A 14601-nucleotide genomic window follows, 5' to 3' on the forward strand; every position below is an offset into this window, starting at 1 on the left:
GTGCAACCGCGCAGGGGAGGCGGCATGTACCCGACGGTCGCAGAAGCGGTGGCGCTGCCCGTGATCCGGCGCGGTCGGCCACGCGTCGTCGCGGGGTCCGCCGGCATGCAGCGGCCCGTCCGATGGGTTCATGCGGCGGAGGTCGCCGACATCGCTCATCTGCTGCGCGGCGGCGAGCTCGTGCTGACCACCGGCATCGCGCTGCCGGACGAGGAAACGGCACTGACGGCGTACGTGGACGACCTGGCCGCGGTCGGCGCGGCGGGGCTCGTGGTGGAGTTGGTCCGGCGCTGGAGCGACCACGTGCCGGACGCGCTGGTGGCGGCCGCGGAACGACACAGGCTTCCATTGATCACGCTGGCGCGGGAGACCCAGTTCGTGTCCGTCACGGAGGCGGTCGTCGCGTTGATCGTGGACGCGCAGCTCGCCGAGCTGCGGGCGGCTGAGCAGGTGCACGAGACGTTCACCGCGCTCACGGTCGCCGGCGCGGAGCCAGCCGAGGTGTTGCGCGAGGTCGCGAGGATCTCCGGGCTGCCGGTCGTCCTGGAGACGCTGGGGCACGACGTGCTCGCGTACGACGCGGCCGGCCAGGACCCGATCGAGCTGCTGACCGACTGGGGGCAGCGATCCCGGTCCGTGGCGGTGTCCCAACGGACCGCCTACGACGAGGAAGCCGGCTGGCTGATCACCGCGGTCGGCGCGCAGGGCGCCGACTGGGGACGGCTCGTTCTGCTCTCGCCAGCCCCTCCCCCGCACCGTCACGTGGTGGTCGCGGAGCGGGCCGCGTCGGCACTGGCGGTGCACCGGCTCGTGGCGCGGGATCGGGAGAGCCTGGAGCGGCAGACGCACCGGATGTTGCTCGCGCAACTGCTCGGCCAGGCCCTGCCTCCTCCTGATCTGACCACCCGGGCGGCCGCGTTGGGCGTTGCGCTGGAGCGGCGGAAACTGGTCGGGGTGGCGATCCGACCGGGGAGCATCACGCCGCGCGCCCCCGCACTGGCCACGCAGGAGGTGTTGCGGGACCTCGCGGAGGCCACCGCGTTGGCCGCGCGACGGGTGAGTGTGCCGGCGTTGGTGGGCGTCGTGGACGACACCAGCGTGCGCGCGTTGTTGTCGTTGCCAGCGCAGGCGGAGGTCGATGCGATCCTGCGGCGGTTGGCCAGAGAAGTTCACCGCTCGGCGGCCAGTGCCGTGGTGGTGGCCGTCGGCACGACGGTGTCGCAGGTGTCCGATGTGCGGCGCAGTCTTGGCGAGGCCGCACACGTCGCCGGTGCCGCGCTACGCTCCCCCAGCACCCAGGTCTACCACCGGCTGGACGACGTGCGACTGCGTGGCCTGCTGCACCTGCTGCGCGAGGACGAGCGTGTCCGGGCCTTCGCTCACCGGGAGCTCGGGCCCCTGTTGGCGCGCGATGACAGCCAGGGCAGCCGACTCGTGGAGCTGCTGCGCTGCTTCTGCGAGCAGGGCGGGAACAAGTCGGCGGCGGCCGGCGCCGCGCACCTGTCACGTACGGCCTACTACCAGCAGCTGTCGCGGATCGCGCAGGTGCTCGGGGTGTCGCTGGAGGACCCGGAGTCGAGGTTGTCGTTGTACGTGGCGCTGCTGGTGCACGAACTCGACGACGCGTGACGGTCAAGGGTCCGGCAGAAGGCCCGAATCCATCCACCGTGGCGATTGACAGCTCCGTGCGGGCATGCCCGTGGACAGAGTGTGCCCCGATCATGGCAAGCGTGGACACTTTGCCGCTGCCCGTGGCGGGTCCGGGACGCCCACCATTCCGAGATAAAGATCGTGCTGATCCGCCCCCACCCGCAGCACGCGCCGGTTGGACGGCCGCTGTTGCGGCAGCGTGACAGGGAGGTGACCGATGGCCGTTGAACCCCTGCCCCCCGCCGAGACCACCGCGGTCGAGCCGGGCACACAGATCACCCATCCGGATGGCCGAGTCGAGCTGCGTGATTTCTCCACGATCGCCGACAGCCCGTACTTCAACGAAGAGCTCGCCCCGGTGCCCATCGAGAAGCGCACCTGGACCACGTACAACTTCGCGGCGCTGTGGATCGGCATGGCGCACAACATCCCCACCTACCTGCTCGCCGCCGGGCTCATCCAGCTCGGCATGAACTGGGTGCAGGCGTTCCTCACGATCACGCTGGGCAATCTGCTGGTCCTGATCCCGATGCTGTTGAACAGCCACGCGGGCACGAAGTACGGGATCCCGTTCCCGGTCTTCGCCCGCGCGTTCTACGGAGTCCGCGGCGCGAACGTCCCGGCCCTGCTCCGCGCCTTCATCGCGTGCGGCTGGTTCGGCATCCAGACCTGGATCGGCGGCGAGGCGATCTACGCGATCGCCGGCAAGCTGCTCGGCTCCTGGTGGGTCGACGCGGCGACGGTGATGGACTACCCGTGGACGCTGTGGGCCTCGTTCTTCCTGTTCTGGGCGATCGAGATGGCGATCATCTGGCGGGGCATGGACACCCTGCGGCGCTTCGAGAACTGGGCCGCACCGTTCGTCATCGTGGTCGCCGTCGCCCTGCTGATCTGGGTGATGGTCGAGGCGGGCGGGCTCGGCCCGATCCTGTCCCAGCCGTCGAAGCTGGGCTGGGGCGCCGACTTCTGGAAGCTGTTCGCGCCGTCACTGATGGGGATGATCGCCTTCTGGGCGACGCTGTCGCTGAACATCCCCGACTTCACCCGGTTCGGCGGCAGTCAGCGGCAGCAGGCGTACGGCCAGATCCTCGGTCTACCCACCACGATGTCGTTCTTCGCCATCCTGTCGATCATGATCACCTCGGGCACGGCCGTGATCTACGGTGAGGCGATCTGGGACCCCATCCAGCTCGCGGCCAAGTTCGAGAACCCGCTGGTCGTCGCACTCGGCCTGTTCACGGTCGTGGTCGCCACGCTGTCGGTGAACGTCGCGGCGAACACGGTCAGCCCGGCGTACGACTTCTCCAACGCCCTGCCCCGACTGATCAACTTCCGGACCGGAGGCCTGATCACCGGCGTGCTCGGCATCCTGATCCAACCGTGGCGCCTGGTGCAGGACCCCAACATCTACATCTTCGTCTGGCTCGGGTTCTACGGCGGCCTGCTCGGCGCCGTCGCCGGCGTACTCATCGGCGGGTACTGGATCCGCTACCGCACCAGCCTCCAACTGCCGGCCCTCTACCGGCCCGAGGGCAGGTACTGGTTCGCCGGCGGGTGGAACTGGGCCGCCATCGTCGCCACCGTCGTCGGCGCGGTCCTCGCGGTGGGTGGCGCCTACTCCGCACCCGGCAAGGGGCCGTTCCCGGAGGACGGGCTCATCCCGTTCCTCAAGCCGCTCTACGACTACAGCTGGGTGGTCGGTCTGATCGGCGGGTTCCTCGTCTACCTGGCGCTGTCGATACCGCGCACCGCGCACGCGAAGGGGGAGAGATGAGCAACATCATCCGAGCCGGGCTGGTGCAGCAGAAGTGGACCGGCGACAAGGAGTCGATGATCGCCAACGCGGTCGACGCCATCCGCAGCGCCGCCTCGCAGGGCGCACAGGTGGTCTGCCTGCAGGAGTTGTTCTACGGCCCGTACTTCTGCCAGATCCAGGACGCGGACTACTACTCGTACACGGAGGCCATCCCGGACGGGCCGACGACCGCGCTGATGCGCGAGGTCGCCGAGCAGCACGGCGTGGTGCTGATCGTGCCGATGTACGAGCAGGAGCAGCCCGGTGTCTACTACAACACCGCCGCGGTGATCGACGCCGACGGCACCTACCTCGGCAAGCACCGGAAGAACCACATTCCGCAGGTGAAGGGGTTCTGGGAGAAGTTCTACTTCCGGCCGGGGAACCTCGGCTATCCGGTGTTCGACACCGCCGTGGGGCGCATCGGCGTCTACATCTGCTACGAGCGGCACTTTCCCGAGGGCTGGCGGGCGCTCGGCCTGGCCGGCGCGAAGATCGTTTTCAACCCGTCGGCGACCAGCCGCGGCCTGTCGGAGTACCTGTGGCGGCTGGAGCAGCCCGCGGCCGCGGTCGCCAACGAGTACTACGTCGGCGCGATCAACCGGGTCGGCGTGGAACCGTTGGGCGACAACGACTTCTACGGCCAGTCGTACTTCGTGGACCCGCGCGGGCAACTGGTCGGCGACGCGGCGTCGGACAGCGAAGCGGAGGTTGTCGTCCGCGACCTGGACATGGACAAGCTGGCCGAGGTCCGTGACCTGTGGGCCTTCTACCGCGACCGCCGTCCCGACACGTACGAATCGCTGGTGAAGCCGTGAGCATCGTCATCCGCAACGGAACAATCGTCAACGCCACCGGGGCGTACCCGGCGGACGTGCTGGTCGAGGGCGAGCGGATAGCGGCGCTCGCAGCGCCCGACTCGGGTCTGGCCGAGCAGTGGGCGTCCGGTGCCGAGCGCGTGATCGACGCCACCGGGAAGTACGTGGTGCCGGGCGGCATCGACGGCCACACCCACATGGAGATGCCGTTCGGCGGCACGTTCTCGGCGGACAATTTCGAGACCGGGACAATCGCGGCAGCCTGGGGCGGCACGACGACCATCGTCGACTTCGCCGTACAGGGCAAGGGCACGTCCGTGCTGTCCGCGCTGGACAAGTGGCACAGCAAGGCCGACGGCAACTGCGCGATCGACTACGGGTTCCACATGATCATCTCAGACGTCAACGACACGTCTCTGAAGGAGATGGACGCCTGCATCGACGCGGGCGTCAACACGTTCAAGATGTTCATGGCCTATCCGGGGGTCTTCTACGCCACCGACGGGGAGATCCTGCGGGCGATGCAGAAGGCCCGGGACACCGGGTCGATGGTCATGATGCACGCAGAGAACGGCATCGCCATCGACCAGCTCGTCCTCGAGGCGCTGGCCAACGGTCAGACGGACCCGGTGCAGCACGGCCTGACCCGGCCGCCCGAGCTGGAGGGCGAGGCGACCTCGCGGGCGATCGCGCTGGCCAAGGTCACCGGCTCGCCGCTGTACATCGTGCATCTCTCCGCCGCGCACGCCCTGGACGCGGTCACCCAGGCGCGTGACACCGGGCAGAACGTGTTCGCCGAGACCTGCCCGCAGTACCTGTTCCTGTCGCTGGAGGATCTGGCCAAGCCCGACTTCGAGGGCGCGAAGTACGTCGCCTCTCCCCCGCTGCGCCCCAAGGAGCACCAGGCGGAACTGTGGCGGGGCCTGCGCACCAACGACCTGTCGCTGGTGTCCACCGACCACTGCCCCTTCTGCTTCAAGGACCAGAAGGAGCTGGGCCGGGGAGACTTCTCCAAGATCCCGAACGGGATGCCCGGCGTCGAGCACCGGATGGACCTGCTCTATCAGGGCGTCGTGAAAGGCGAGATCACCCTGCCGCGCTGGGTGGAGATCAGCTCGACCACGCCCGCCAGGATGTTCGGGCTCTACCCGCGCAAGGGCGTCATCGCGCCGGGCGCCGACGCGGACATCACGGTGTACGACCCGACGGCCCGGCAGACCATCTCGGCCAGCAGCCACCACATGAACGTGGACTATTCCGCGTACGAGGGCATGGAGCTGACCGGGAAGGTCTCGACCGTGCTGTCCCGTGGTCGAGTCGTGGTCGACGACAACGCCTTCCACGGCGCGGCCGGGCACGGCAGGTTCCTGAAGCGCGATCTCAATCAGTACCTGGTCTAAAAGGAGAAGCGGTGGACTTCGGTGTCGTACTTCAGACCGACCCGCCAGCTCGCGACGTCGTGGCCGGCCTCACCGCCGCCGAGGACAACGGGTTTCGCTACGGGTGGACGTTCGACTCCTGCGTGCTGTGGCAGGAGCCGTTCGTCATCTACTCGCAGGTCCTCGCCGCAACCAAGCACCTGATCGTCGGGCCGATGGTGACCAACCCGAGCACGCGCGACTGGTCGGTCACCGCGTCGCTCTTCGCCACGCTCAACGACATGTTCGGCAACCGCACGGTGTGCGGGATTGGCCGCGGCGACTCGGCCCGGCGGGTCATCGGGCAGCCGCCGGCGAGCCTGGCCACGCTGAAAGAAGCGATGCACGTGATCAAGGAGCTGGCCGAAGGCAACGAGGTCGAACACCACGGCACGCCGGTGCGCATCCCGTGGGTGCGGGACGGCAGGCTGGAGATCTGGATGGCCGCCTACGGCCCGAAAGCGCTGCGGCTGGTCGGCGAGCAGGCCGACGGCTTCATCCTGCAGACGGCCGATCCCGACATCGCCCGCTGGACGATCGGCTCGGTACGCGATGCGGCCACCGCAGCAGGTCGAGATCCGGACTCGATCACGATGTGCGTGGCCGCGCCGGCTTACGTGGGCACCAATCTCGCGCACCAACGGGATCAGCTGCGCTGGTTCGGCGGCATGGTCGGCAACCACGTGGCCGACCTGGTCGCCCGCTACGGTGATTCCGGGGTCGTGCCGAAGGCGCTCACCGACTACATCAGGGGGCGCGAGGGCTACGACTATGCACACCACGGCCGTGCCGGCAATCCGTCCACCGACTTCGTGCCCGATGAGATCGTCGACCGGTTCTGCCTCGTCGGCCCCGAGTCAGCCCATGTCGACCGGCTGCAGGAGCTCAAGGAGATCGGGGTGCACAACTTCGCCCTCTACCTCATGCATGACGACAAGGAGAAGACCCTCTCGTCGTACGGCAAGAACGTCATCCCGCAGGTCTGATCCGGGCCACTCGACGTACGCCTCGCACGTTTCCTGAGCGTGATCGGTGGAGCTCAAACAAGCCGGCTGAGGCGGTCCACGTGGCCGCCGGAGCGGTCTGGGGACGTTCTTGAAGGGACGGCGGTGCGGGGACATGGAGGGGGCCGTGCCATGATCCCGACCCTGATCCTCGTTGGTGATACATCACCGGTCGCGCCACCCTCGGCGACGGCGGAGCCTTCATCGGCCCTTTCCCTCCACGCGCCCCACCAGGTGTGTCATGTCCGCCTATCCCCGGTCGGCGCCTCTTCCGCCGGCTCCGGCGGCGTCGGGCCGTCCACCCGTTCCCGCTCCCGGCGGTCCCGCCGTTTCTCGACGAGGGCTGCGAGCAGCAGCGACCCGACGGCCGCCGCCCGGCCCCAACGGCGCAGGGCGGCGCGGATCGGCCCGGGCGGTGGCGCCGGCGGCGGTCCGGGCACCACCACCCGGTCGACCCCCGGGTACGCGAGCCGGGAGGCCGAGATCGCTTCCTCCTCCGAGCGCAGGGCCCGGTTCCCGCCGATGACGAGGTGCCGGGCCTCGTCGCGGTAACGCCAACGCCACAGGTCGCCCTCCGGCCACAGCTCGATTCGCTCCCCCGGCCTGTCCAGGGCGGGTGTTTCCGGTCCACCCTCGCCCTCGGGCGGGTGAGGCGAGCGGTGGGCGGCCCGCCGCAGGTCCGCGCGGGTGAGTTCGCCGACGCCGGCTGCGCCGCCGCGGTGCAGCGCCCGCGCGGTCAGGAAGGCGAGCGCCCCGGCCAGGATCGGCAGGACGAGCACCAGCACCTGGAACACCGACAGCAGGTCGTAGATCGGCACCCGCAGCACGCGGGCGATGATGTCGTCGCCGGCCGCCACCGTGAGTACCGCGTAGAAGGTCAGCGCGGCCACACCGATGCCCATCCGGACGGGATGGTCGCGGGGCCGGTCGAGCAGGTGGTGCTGCCGGCGATCGCCGGTACGCAGCCGTTCGACGAACGGCCACGCGTAGAGGACGAGGAAGGTCAACCCGCCGAGCACCACGCCGGGGAAGAACGGCGCGGGCACCAGATGCCCGGCGACGCGGAACTCCAGCGGCGGGAACAGCCGCAGGGCCCCATCACCCCAGGCGACGTACCAGTCGGGCTGGGCCGGCGCGGTGGACTGGGCCGGTTCGAAGGGCCCGTAGAGCCAGACCGGGTTGATCTGGATCAGGCCGCCGAGGGCGAACAGTACCGCCAGCACCCAGGCGAACAGGGCGAGCGTGCGCAGGGTGTAGCTCGGCCACAGCCGGGAGCCGACGACGTTGTGCTCGGTCCGCCCCGGACCGGGGAACTGGCTGTGCTTCTGCCGCACCAGGATGCCCATGTGCAGCGACACGAGGGCGACGAGGACAGCCGGCACCAGCAGCACGTGGGCGACGAACATCCGGGGGATCATCTCGTCGGAGGGGAACTCCCCGCCCAGGGCCAGGGAAACCAGCCACGCCCCGACCAGGGGGATCGACTCCACCACCGAGGTGATGATCCGCAGGCCCAGCCCGGAGAGCAGGTCGTCCGGCAGGGAGTAGCCGGTGAAGCCGTTGGCCAGGGCGAGGGTCAGCATGGTCACGCCGATCAGCCAGTTGAGCTCACGGGGTTTGCGGAACGCCCCGGTGAAGAAGATCCGCGCCAGGTGCAGCACGATGGCCGCGACGAAGACCAGCGCGGCCCAGTGGTGGGTCTGCCGGATCAGCAGGCCGGCCCGGACGTCCCAGCTGAGCCGCACCGTCGAGGCGTACGCCGCGGAGGTGGTGGCGCCGTCCAGCGGGGCGTACGCGCCGCGGTAGACCCGGTCGGCGGAGCTGGCGTCGAAGAAGAAGGTCAGGTAGACGCCGGTGAGGATCAGCGCGATGAACGAGTAGAGCGCGATCTCGCCGAGCATGAACGACCAGTGGTCGGGAAAGACCTTCACCAGCGCCCGGCGGGTGATCGGCGAGAGCCGTAGCCGGTCGTCCAGGGCCCGGGCCAGATGGTCGGTGATCATGGTGAGCTCCAGAAGCCCGCGCCGGGCGGCACGGTGAAGTCACCGGTCGCGCGGAGGAAGCCGTCCGGTCCGACCTCGATCGGCAGCCCTGGCAGCGCCCGGGCCGCCGGACCGGCCACCGGCCGGGCATCTGCCAGCAGGTCGAAGGAGGACTGATGGCAGGGACAGAGCACCTGCCCGGTGCCCTTGAGGTAGATCCGGACCGGGCACCCTGCGTGCGTGCAGAGCAGCGAGTAGACGACCAGCCCGTTCAGGTGACCGGCGGAGGGCGGGCGGGCGAAGCGTTCCGGATCAAGGCGGACCGCGAAAGCGGGGCCGTCCCCGGTGTCGAGGTGGCCCTCGGGAAAGATCCCGACCGCGGTGCCGGCGGGCACGTCCTGCAGCCGCAGTGGCCGTCCGTCCGCGGTGACCAGCCGCACGCCGAGTCCCCATGGGGTGTCTCTGCGTGCCTGGAGCGGGTGGGCCCGACCGGAGGGCAGCAGGGAGCGCAGCGGGAACAGCGCGGCGGCGCCGAGCGCGCTCAGCGCGAGCCCGAGCGCGGCGAGCAGGCCCCGCCGCCGCACCGGGCTGTCCGGCGCGGCGAGCACTGCGGCGGTCATCGCCTGCTCGGTCGGAGGCGGCGCGAAGCCCTCGTGCTCCTCGACGTACCCGTCGACCGGCACGAGCCGCCGGCCCCAGATGGCGAGGCCCACGGCCAGCCCGGCGAAGGCCACCGCGAGACAGACCCCCTCCCAGCGGGTGTCGCCGCCCACCGCGTACGTCACCGCGAAGCCCACCGCCCCGGCGGCGCTGACCAGAAACGCGACGACGGTCCGGCGACTGGCCGCCCGCTCGCTCGCCGAGGGACGCCGCGCGCTCACTCCCCCGCCCTCCTGCCCAGCCACCGCGCGGCTGCCACCAGCAGACCCAGGACGGCCACCCAGGCGACCAGTCCCTCGGCCAGCGGGCCGAGCCGACCGAGGGGGTTGCCGCCCCGGTCCAGCCGCTCGCCGCGGAGCCGCTGCACGTACGCGGTGAGGTCGTTGACCTGCTGGTCGTCGAGCACCTGGCTGGGAAAGACCGGCATCAGCCCGGGGCCGACCCGGACCGCCTCGGCGACCTGCGTCGCTGTGGTGTCGTACAGCGGCGGGGCGGTCCAGCCGTCGGTCAGCGCGGTGCCCGCGCCGGTGGCCCCATGGCAGGGTGCGCAGTTGGCGGCGAAGATCTCCTGACCGGAGGCCAGGTTGCCCGGGGCGACCCGGGGTATCTGCGGACCACCCCCGCCGAAGCTGCCGACGTGGCCCACCAGTGCGCGGATGTCGTCGGCCGAGAACACCGGTTCCGCGCGCCGGGCCTGCTGCTCCTCCCGCGACAGCGGCATCCGTCCGGTGGAGACCTGGAAGTCGACCGAGGCGGGGCCGACGCCGATCAGCGACGGGCCCCGCTGCGTGCCCCGCCCCTGCTCACCGTGGCAACTCGCGCACTGCTGCAGGTAGAGCTCGGTGCCCCGGTCCGCCGGGTTCGACGACGGCGCGGACGCGGCCGGGGTCGCCGCCCCGGGGGTCGGCTCGGGGGCGAGCGCCACCGGACCGGCGGCGAGCACCAGCACGGCTCCGACCGCGAGCATCCGGCGGGGATGCAGGGTGAGCCGCCGGGCCGCGGCTCGTGAGTGCCGCATCGGTCAGTCCAGCGTGTAGAGGTAGGCGGCGATGTCCTGGGCGTCAATGGCACTGATACCGAGGTTCGGCATGGCGGTCCCGGGCTCCACGGCCTGGGGATCGGCGATCCAGCGCCGGAGGTTGTCGGCGTTGTTGGGCAGTTGACCGGCGATGTAGGAGCGGGCGCCGAACCGAGTCAGGGGCGGGCCGACCAGGCCGTCGGCGCGGTTGATGCCGGGGATGGTGTGGCACGACCCGCAGCCGTACTGGGCGATCAGCTCCGCGCCGCGGTCGGGCCGTCCGTTGCGCGACTCCGGTGGTGGCGGTGGGGCCGTCGAGGCGCAGGCGGTAACCGCGACCATCGGCAGGATCATGAGGGCCGCACCGAGTGCCCAGAGCCGGCGGGGCAGCATCATGGCACCATCCCTTCCGCTTCAGCTGTGGTCGCCATCGGGCGGGTCCCTCCGGGTGGCGGCCCCCCGCGCAGGCCGTCGGGCCGGTCGCGGTCCATCCGCAGCAGCCAGCCCAGGAACACGGTCAGCGCCACGACCAGCACGGCCAGGTCCATCGGCGCCCACATCAACAGGCCGGCGAGTTGCTGGTCGGCCAGCGGGTCGGCGCCGAACACCCGCCGCGGATAGATCGGTTGCGGGGCGAAGGTGAGCACGGCGCCGAGGGCCGAGGCGGGCAGCATGGTGCCGGCCAGCAGCAGCACCGTCACCGGGGCGGGGGCGCGGTGCCGTGGCGAGCCGAGCACCGGCGCCCAGAACAGCCAGGCCGTGGCCAGGAAGCACAGATGCTCGGTGGCGTGCACGGCGGGACGGTCGACCGCGGCCGCGTACGGCCCGGGCAGGTGCCAGAACCAGAGCACGACGGTCTGCCCGCCACCGGCCAGCAGGGCGTACGTGCCCGGGTGGCGCAGCCGGCGCATCGGCGGCGCCACCCGGCAGCGGGCGAGCAGCCGGCGCAGCGGGAGCGGCACGGCCATGCTCAGCGGCAGCCCCGCCGCGCCGGCCGCGAGCAACGGCCCGGCCACCAGCAGGAGCAGCATGTGCTGAGCCATGTGCCCGGCCAAGGAGGACTCCGCCATCTCGTGCGCCGGCCCGTGCTCAGTGCCGAGCACCACCAGCAGTCCGGCGCCGAACGCGGCCACCCGCCGGCGGGGGACCACGTGCCCCGCGCCGCGGCGCGACCACAGCTCCTGGACGCCCCGCCCGTAGCCGGCTGCCAGCAGGCAGACCGTGACGACGACGAGCATCGCCAGCAGGCTCTCGGCCAGCGGGCTCTGGCCGGGCCCGTGTGCCTGGTGGACGCTCAGAGCTGACATGGCGGCAGCACCAGCACGGCGACCCCGCCGAGCACGATGATCGTCAGGAACAGCAGGTTGACCCAGACGCCCACCACGGCGAGCATCCGGGACCGGCCGTACGCCCGGTCCTGGGTGCCCGTGGCCTGCGCGCGGGCGGTGCGTCGCCACGCCAGGGCGGCGACCGCCAGCGAGCCCGCGGTGACCAGGGCCGGGACGATCACCGCGAGCCCGACGACCCGCCCGAGCGGCATGGCGAGGACGCGGTCGGAGCCGGCGGCGCAGGCGAGTTCGTCGAGGCCCCAGGCGGCGAGCACGTGTACGGCCCAAGCGACGCCGCCGCCGAGGACGCCGTACCAGAGCAGCACCCCGCCGGTCAGACGGGCCCGTGGCCCGGGTGGTGTGGTGGTCATAGTCGTGGGGAGAGGTAGATGGTGAACAGGATGGCGGCCCACACCGCGTCGACGAAGTGCCAGTAGATGGCGGTGTTGCGGACCCGCTCGCGCCGGTGAGCGTCGATGGTGCCGCCGCTCAGGGCGGCAGCGAGCAGCCAGCCGATCATGGTCAGGCCGACCAGGACGTGCAGCCCGTGGAAACCGGTGATCAGGTAGAACAGCGACCCGTACACGTCGGTGGTCAGGGTGAAGTGCCGGAGCTTCTCGGCGTACTCGATGGCCTGCAGGGTCAGGAAGGTCAGCCCGAGCACCATGGTGCCGCCCAGGCCGCACCGCAGCTGCCACCGCCGGCCGTGCCGGCTGCCGCGTTCGGCCCACACCATGGGCAGACTGCTGGGCAGCAGCACGGCGGTCATGATCAACGGCTTGAGCAGTTCCGGGGCCCCGATGGCGCCCGGCGGCCACTGGGGGCCGTACTGGAAGCGGAGGTAGAAGTAGCTGCCGAGCAGGCAGGCGAAGAGGGTGGCCTCGGTGGCCACGAACATCACCATGCCCCACCAGCCGGTCGATCGACCGGCTGGCAGCTCGGTGCTCAGCGCCTCGGCGCCAGTGGCCGCCATGATCCCGCCCCGATCCGTCATGGTGTCGCCACCCCGCTCGTCCGGCTCGGTCCAGCTGGCCAGAGCCAGACCGCGATCGTCGCGGCCACCACCACCGCGGCGACGGCCGCCACCGGGTACCAGGCGACGAGCAGAGCGGCGAAGAGGACCAGCAACGCGGCGGCGAGCACGAGGGGCTTGAGCGTTGACTCCGGCATCGGCACCGGGCGTTCGACGCGGCCGTCCAGTTCGCTGGTGAGCAGTGTGTTGCGTCCCTCGCTGAGGATGCGGTCCGCGGTCGCCCCCTCGCCGGTCGACTCGGCGGTCCGTTCGTCCCACACCGGGTGCAGGCTGTGCACCCGAGGCAGGACGGGGAAGTTGTACGGCTCGGGCGGCGACGTGGTGGCCCATTCCAGGGTGTCGGCGCGCCAGGGGTCCGGCGGGGCGGGCCGACCCCGGCGGACGGCGTGCACCACGCCGACGAGCACGAGCAGCAGTCCGAGAGCGAGCACGTAGGAGCCGATGGTGCTGACCAGGTTCCATCCGCCCCAGCCCGGCTCGCTGGCGTAGGTGTAGACCCGGCGGGGCATCCCGAACAGACCGTAGAGGTGCATGGGGAAGAAGGTGACGTGCATGCCCGCGAAGACCAGCCAGAACGCCCAGCGCCCCAGCCCTTCGTGGTACATCCGCCCGGTGATCTTGGGCAGCCAGTAGTAGATGCCGGCGAGCATCGGGAAGACCGCGCCGCCGATCAGCACGTAGTGGAAGTGCGCCACCACGAAGTAGGTGTCGGTGACCTGCTGGTCGAACGCGGTCAGGGCGAACATCGTGCCAGTGACGCCGCCGAGCACGAAGGTCACGATGAAGCCGACGACGAACAGTAGCGGCACCCGGATGACCAGCCGGCCGAGCAGCATGGTGGCCAGCCAGGCGAAGATCTGCAGCCCGGACGGAATGGTGATGATCGTGCTGGCCGCGCTGAAGAAGCTGTACGACAGTTGCGGCAGCCCGGTGGCGAACATGTGGTGCACCCAGACCCCGAACGAGATGATCGCGATCGCCACGATGGACAGCACGATCAGCGGGTAGCCGACCACGCCCCGCCGGGTGAATGCGGGTAGCACCGCCGAAACGATGCCCAGCCCCGGCATGACGATGATGTACACGTCGGGGTGTCCGAAGATCCAGAACAGGTGCTGCCAGAGCAGGACGTTTCCGCCGGCCGACGGGTCGAAGAAGTGGGTGTCGAACCGGCGGTCGAGGAACAGCATCGCGTTGTCGAGGTTCAGCGCCGGCAGCGCGAAGATCACCATGAACGCGGTAGCGACGATCGCCCAGACGAACAGCGGTACCCGGTTGAGCGACATTCCCGGTGCCCGCAGCTTGAGCGCGGTGACGATGAAGTTGATCGAGGCGGCGGTCGTGGATATGCCGAGGAAGAGCAGACCGAGGGCGTAGACGTCCATGTGCAGGCCGGGGTTGTGCTGCTCGGAGTTCAGCGGCGCGTACGCGAACCAGCCGCTGTTGGGGGCGGCGCCGAAGGGCAGGCTCGCCCACATGAACAGGCCGGCGAACAGGAAGACCCAGTAGCCGAAGGCGTTCAGTCTCGGGAACGCCATGTCCCGGGCGCCGATCATCAGGGGTACGAGGTAGTTCCCGAAGCCGAAGAGCATCGGTGTGGCGAACAGGAAGATCATCGCCGTGCCGTGCATGGTGAAGAGCTGGTTGTACTCCTCGGGCGACAGCAGTCCCGCCTCGGGTCGGGCGAGCTGGGTGCGCATGGCCAGGGCGCTGAGTCCGGCGAGGACGAAGAAGACCCCGGCGGTGACCAGGTAGCGCCGGCCGATCCTCTTGTGGTCGACCGTGCTGAACCAGCCGCGTAGCGAGCGCGACTCCGCCCAGTGTTCCGTCAGCCGGGCCAGGTCCACCCGGCTGACGCCGGGCGACGTGCTGGTCGTGACCATAGTTCCCCCTCC

13 protein-coding genes are annotated in these 14601 nt (G+C 70.5%); 5 read left to right on the forward strand and 8 right to left on the reverse strand.

Going from position 1 to position 14601, the window contains the following annotated elements; translation table 11 throughout:
• The first annotated feature begins 24 nt into the window (after nucleotides 1-24).
• The 5 genes from ACFY29_RS03005 to ACFY29_RS03025 all read left to right on the forward strand — a co-directional run bounded on the left by ACFY29_RS03005 (nucleotide 25) and on the right by ACFY29_RS03025 (nucleotide 6667).
• Nucleotides 25-1629 carry a PucR family transcriptional regulator gene (locus tag ACFY29_RS03005; protein WP_386982911.1) on the forward strand — a complete coding sequence of 535 codons (1605 nt, stop codon included), beginning with the start codon at nucleotides 25-27 and terminating at the stop codon, nucleotides 1627-1629.
• Between the two features lie 238 nt (nucleotides 1630-1867).
• The gene (locus ACFY29_RS03010) at nucleotides 1868-3424 is read left to right on the forward strand and encodes an NCS1 family nucleobase:cation symporter-1 (RefSeq protein ID WP_386982912.1); all 1557 of its coding nucleotides are present in this window, start codon (nucleotides 1868-1870) and stop codon (nucleotides 3422-3424) included.
• A complete protein-coding gene (locus ACFY29_RS03015; protein ID WP_328415562.1) occupies nucleotides 3421-4263 on the forward strand; it encodes a nitrilase-related carbon-nitrogen hydrolase in 843 nt (280 codons plus the stop codon). Before ACFY29_RS03010 ends, ACFY29_RS03015 begins: the two co-directional genes overlap by 4 nt.
• A complete protein-coding gene (gene hydA, locus ACFY29_RS03020) occupies nucleotides 4260-5663 on the forward strand; it encodes a dihydropyrimidinase (protein ID WP_386982914.1) in 1404 nt (467 codons plus the stop codon). The genes ACFY29_RS03015 and hydA overlap by 4 nt, the downstream gene beginning before the upstream one ends.
• A gap of 11 nt (nucleotides 5664-5674) precedes the next feature.
• Nucleotides 5675-6667, forward strand: a complete 993-nt coding sequence (locus ACFY29_RS03025) for a TIGR03842 family LLM class F420-dependent oxidoreductase (protein WP_386982916.1) — start codon at nucleotides 5675-5677, stop codon at nucleotides 6665-6667.
• 257 nt (nucleotides 6668-6924) lie between these two features.
• Here ACFY29_RS03025 and ACFY29_RS03030 read toward each other — a convergent pair whose 3' ends face one another.
• From ACFY29_RS03030 to ctaD, 8 genes are read right to left on the reverse strand one after another with little or no spacing between them, the layout of a single operon-like run.
• Complete coding sequence (locus ACFY29_RS03030) at nucleotides 6925-8688, reverse strand: cytochrome bc complex cytochrome b subunit (protein WP_386982918.1); 1764 nt, start codon at nucleotides 8686-8688, stop codon at nucleotides 6925-6927.
• Nucleotides 8685-9548: a ubiquinol-cytochrome c reductase iron-sulfur subunit gene (locus ACFY29_RS03035; protein WP_386982920.1), complete on the reverse strand. Its 864-nt coding sequence runs from the start codon at nucleotides 9546-9548 to the stop codon at nucleotides 8685-8687. The genes ACFY29_RS03030 and ACFY29_RS03035 overlap by 4 nt, the downstream gene beginning before the upstream one ends.
• Nucleotides 9545-10345, reverse strand: coding sequence for a c-type cytochrome (locus ACFY29_RS03040; protein ID WP_386982922.1), 801 nt, complete (start codon nucleotides 10343-10345; stop codon nucleotides 9545-9547). Before ACFY29_RS03040 ends, ACFY29_RS03035 begins: the two co-directional genes overlap by 4 nt.
• Nucleotides 10346-10348: 3 nt before the next feature.
• Nucleotides 10349-10741: a cytochrome c family protein gene (locus ACFY29_RS03045; RefSeq protein ID WP_208869579.1), complete on the reverse strand. Its 393-nt coding sequence runs from the start codon at nucleotides 10739-10741 to the stop codon at nucleotides 10349-10351.
• Nucleotides 10738-11652 (reverse strand): cytochrome c oxidase assembly protein, encoded by a 915-nt coding sequence (locus ACFY29_RS03050; protein ID WP_328415546.1) that lies wholly within the window; start codon nucleotides 11650-11652, stop codon nucleotides 10738-10740. The genes ACFY29_RS03045 and ACFY29_RS03050 overlap by 4 nt, the downstream gene beginning before the upstream one ends.
• Nucleotides 11640-12044 carry a hypothetical protein gene (locus ACFY29_RS03055; protein WP_354967398.1) on the reverse strand — a complete coding sequence of 135 codons (405 nt, stop codon included), beginning with the start codon at nucleotides 12042-12044 and terminating at the stop codon, nucleotides 11640-11642. The genes ACFY29_RS03050 and ACFY29_RS03055 overlap by 13 nt, the downstream gene beginning before the upstream one ends.
• Nucleotides 12041-12667: a heme-copper oxidase subunit III gene (locus ACFY29_RS03060; RefSeq protein WP_386982925.1), complete on the reverse strand. Its 627-nt coding sequence runs from the start codon at nucleotides 12665-12667 to the stop codon at nucleotides 12041-12043. The genes ACFY29_RS03055 and ACFY29_RS03060 overlap by 4 nt, the downstream gene beginning before the upstream one ends.
• Nucleotides 12664-14589 (reverse strand): cytochrome c oxidase subunit I, encoded by a 1926-nt coding sequence (gene ctaD, locus ACFY29_RS03065; protein WP_386982927.1) that lies wholly within the window; start codon nucleotides 14587-14589, stop codon nucleotides 12664-12666. Before ctaD ends, ACFY29_RS03060 begins: the two co-directional genes overlap by 4 nt.
• Nucleotides 14590-14601: the final 12 nt, after the last annotated feature.

This window comes from Micromonospora sp. NPDC000668, assembly GCF_042897975.1.
Classification (GTDB): domain Bacteria; phylum Actinomycetota; class Actinomycetes; order Mycobacteriales; family Micromonosporaceae; genus Micromonospora.

Excerpts from the sequence above, each read along its gene's own strand:
- ACFY29_RS03040 (WP_386982922.1), bottom strand. The coding sequence starts at position 10,345 with ATGCGGCACTCACGAGCCGCGGCCCGGCGGCTCACCCTGCATCCCCGC.
- ACFY29_RS03005 (WP_386982911.1), top strand. The coding sequence starts at position 25 with ATGTACCCGACGGTCGCAGAAGCGGTGGCGCTGCCCGTGATCCGGCGC.
- ACFY29_RS03055 (WP_354967398.1), bottom strand. The coding sequence starts at position 12,044 with ATGACCACCACACCACCCGGGCCACGGGCCCGTCTGACCGGCGGGGTG.
- ACFY29_RS03010 (WP_386982912.1), top strand. The coding sequence starts at position 1,868 with ATGGCCGTTGAACCCCTGCCCCCCGCCGAGACCACCGCGGTCGAGCCG.
- ACFY29_RS03060 (WP_386982925.1), bottom strand. The coding sequence starts at position 12,667 with ATGACGGATCGGGGCGGGATCATGGCGGCCACTGGCGCCGAGGCGCTG.
- ACFY29_RS03030 (WP_386982918.1), bottom strand. The coding sequence starts at position 8,688 with ATGATCACCGACCATCTGGCCCGGGCCCTGGACGACCGGCTACGGCTC.
- ACFY29_RS03015 (WP_328415562.1), top strand. The coding sequence starts at position 3,421 with ATGAGCAACATCATCCGAGCCGGGCTGGTGCAGCAGAAGTGGACCGGC.
- ctaD (WP_386982927.1), bottom strand. The coding sequence starts at position 14,589 with ATGGTCACGACCAGCACGTCGCCCGGCGTCAGCCGGGTGGACCTGGCC.
- ACFY29_RS03045 (WP_208869579.1), bottom strand. The coding sequence starts at position 10,741 with ATGATGCTGCCCCGCCGGCTCTGGGCACTCGGTGCGGCCCTCATGATC.
- ACFY29_RS03050 (WP_328415546.1), bottom strand. The coding sequence starts at position 11,652 with ATGTCAGCTCTGAGCGTCCACCAGGCACACGGGCCCGGCCAGAGCCCG.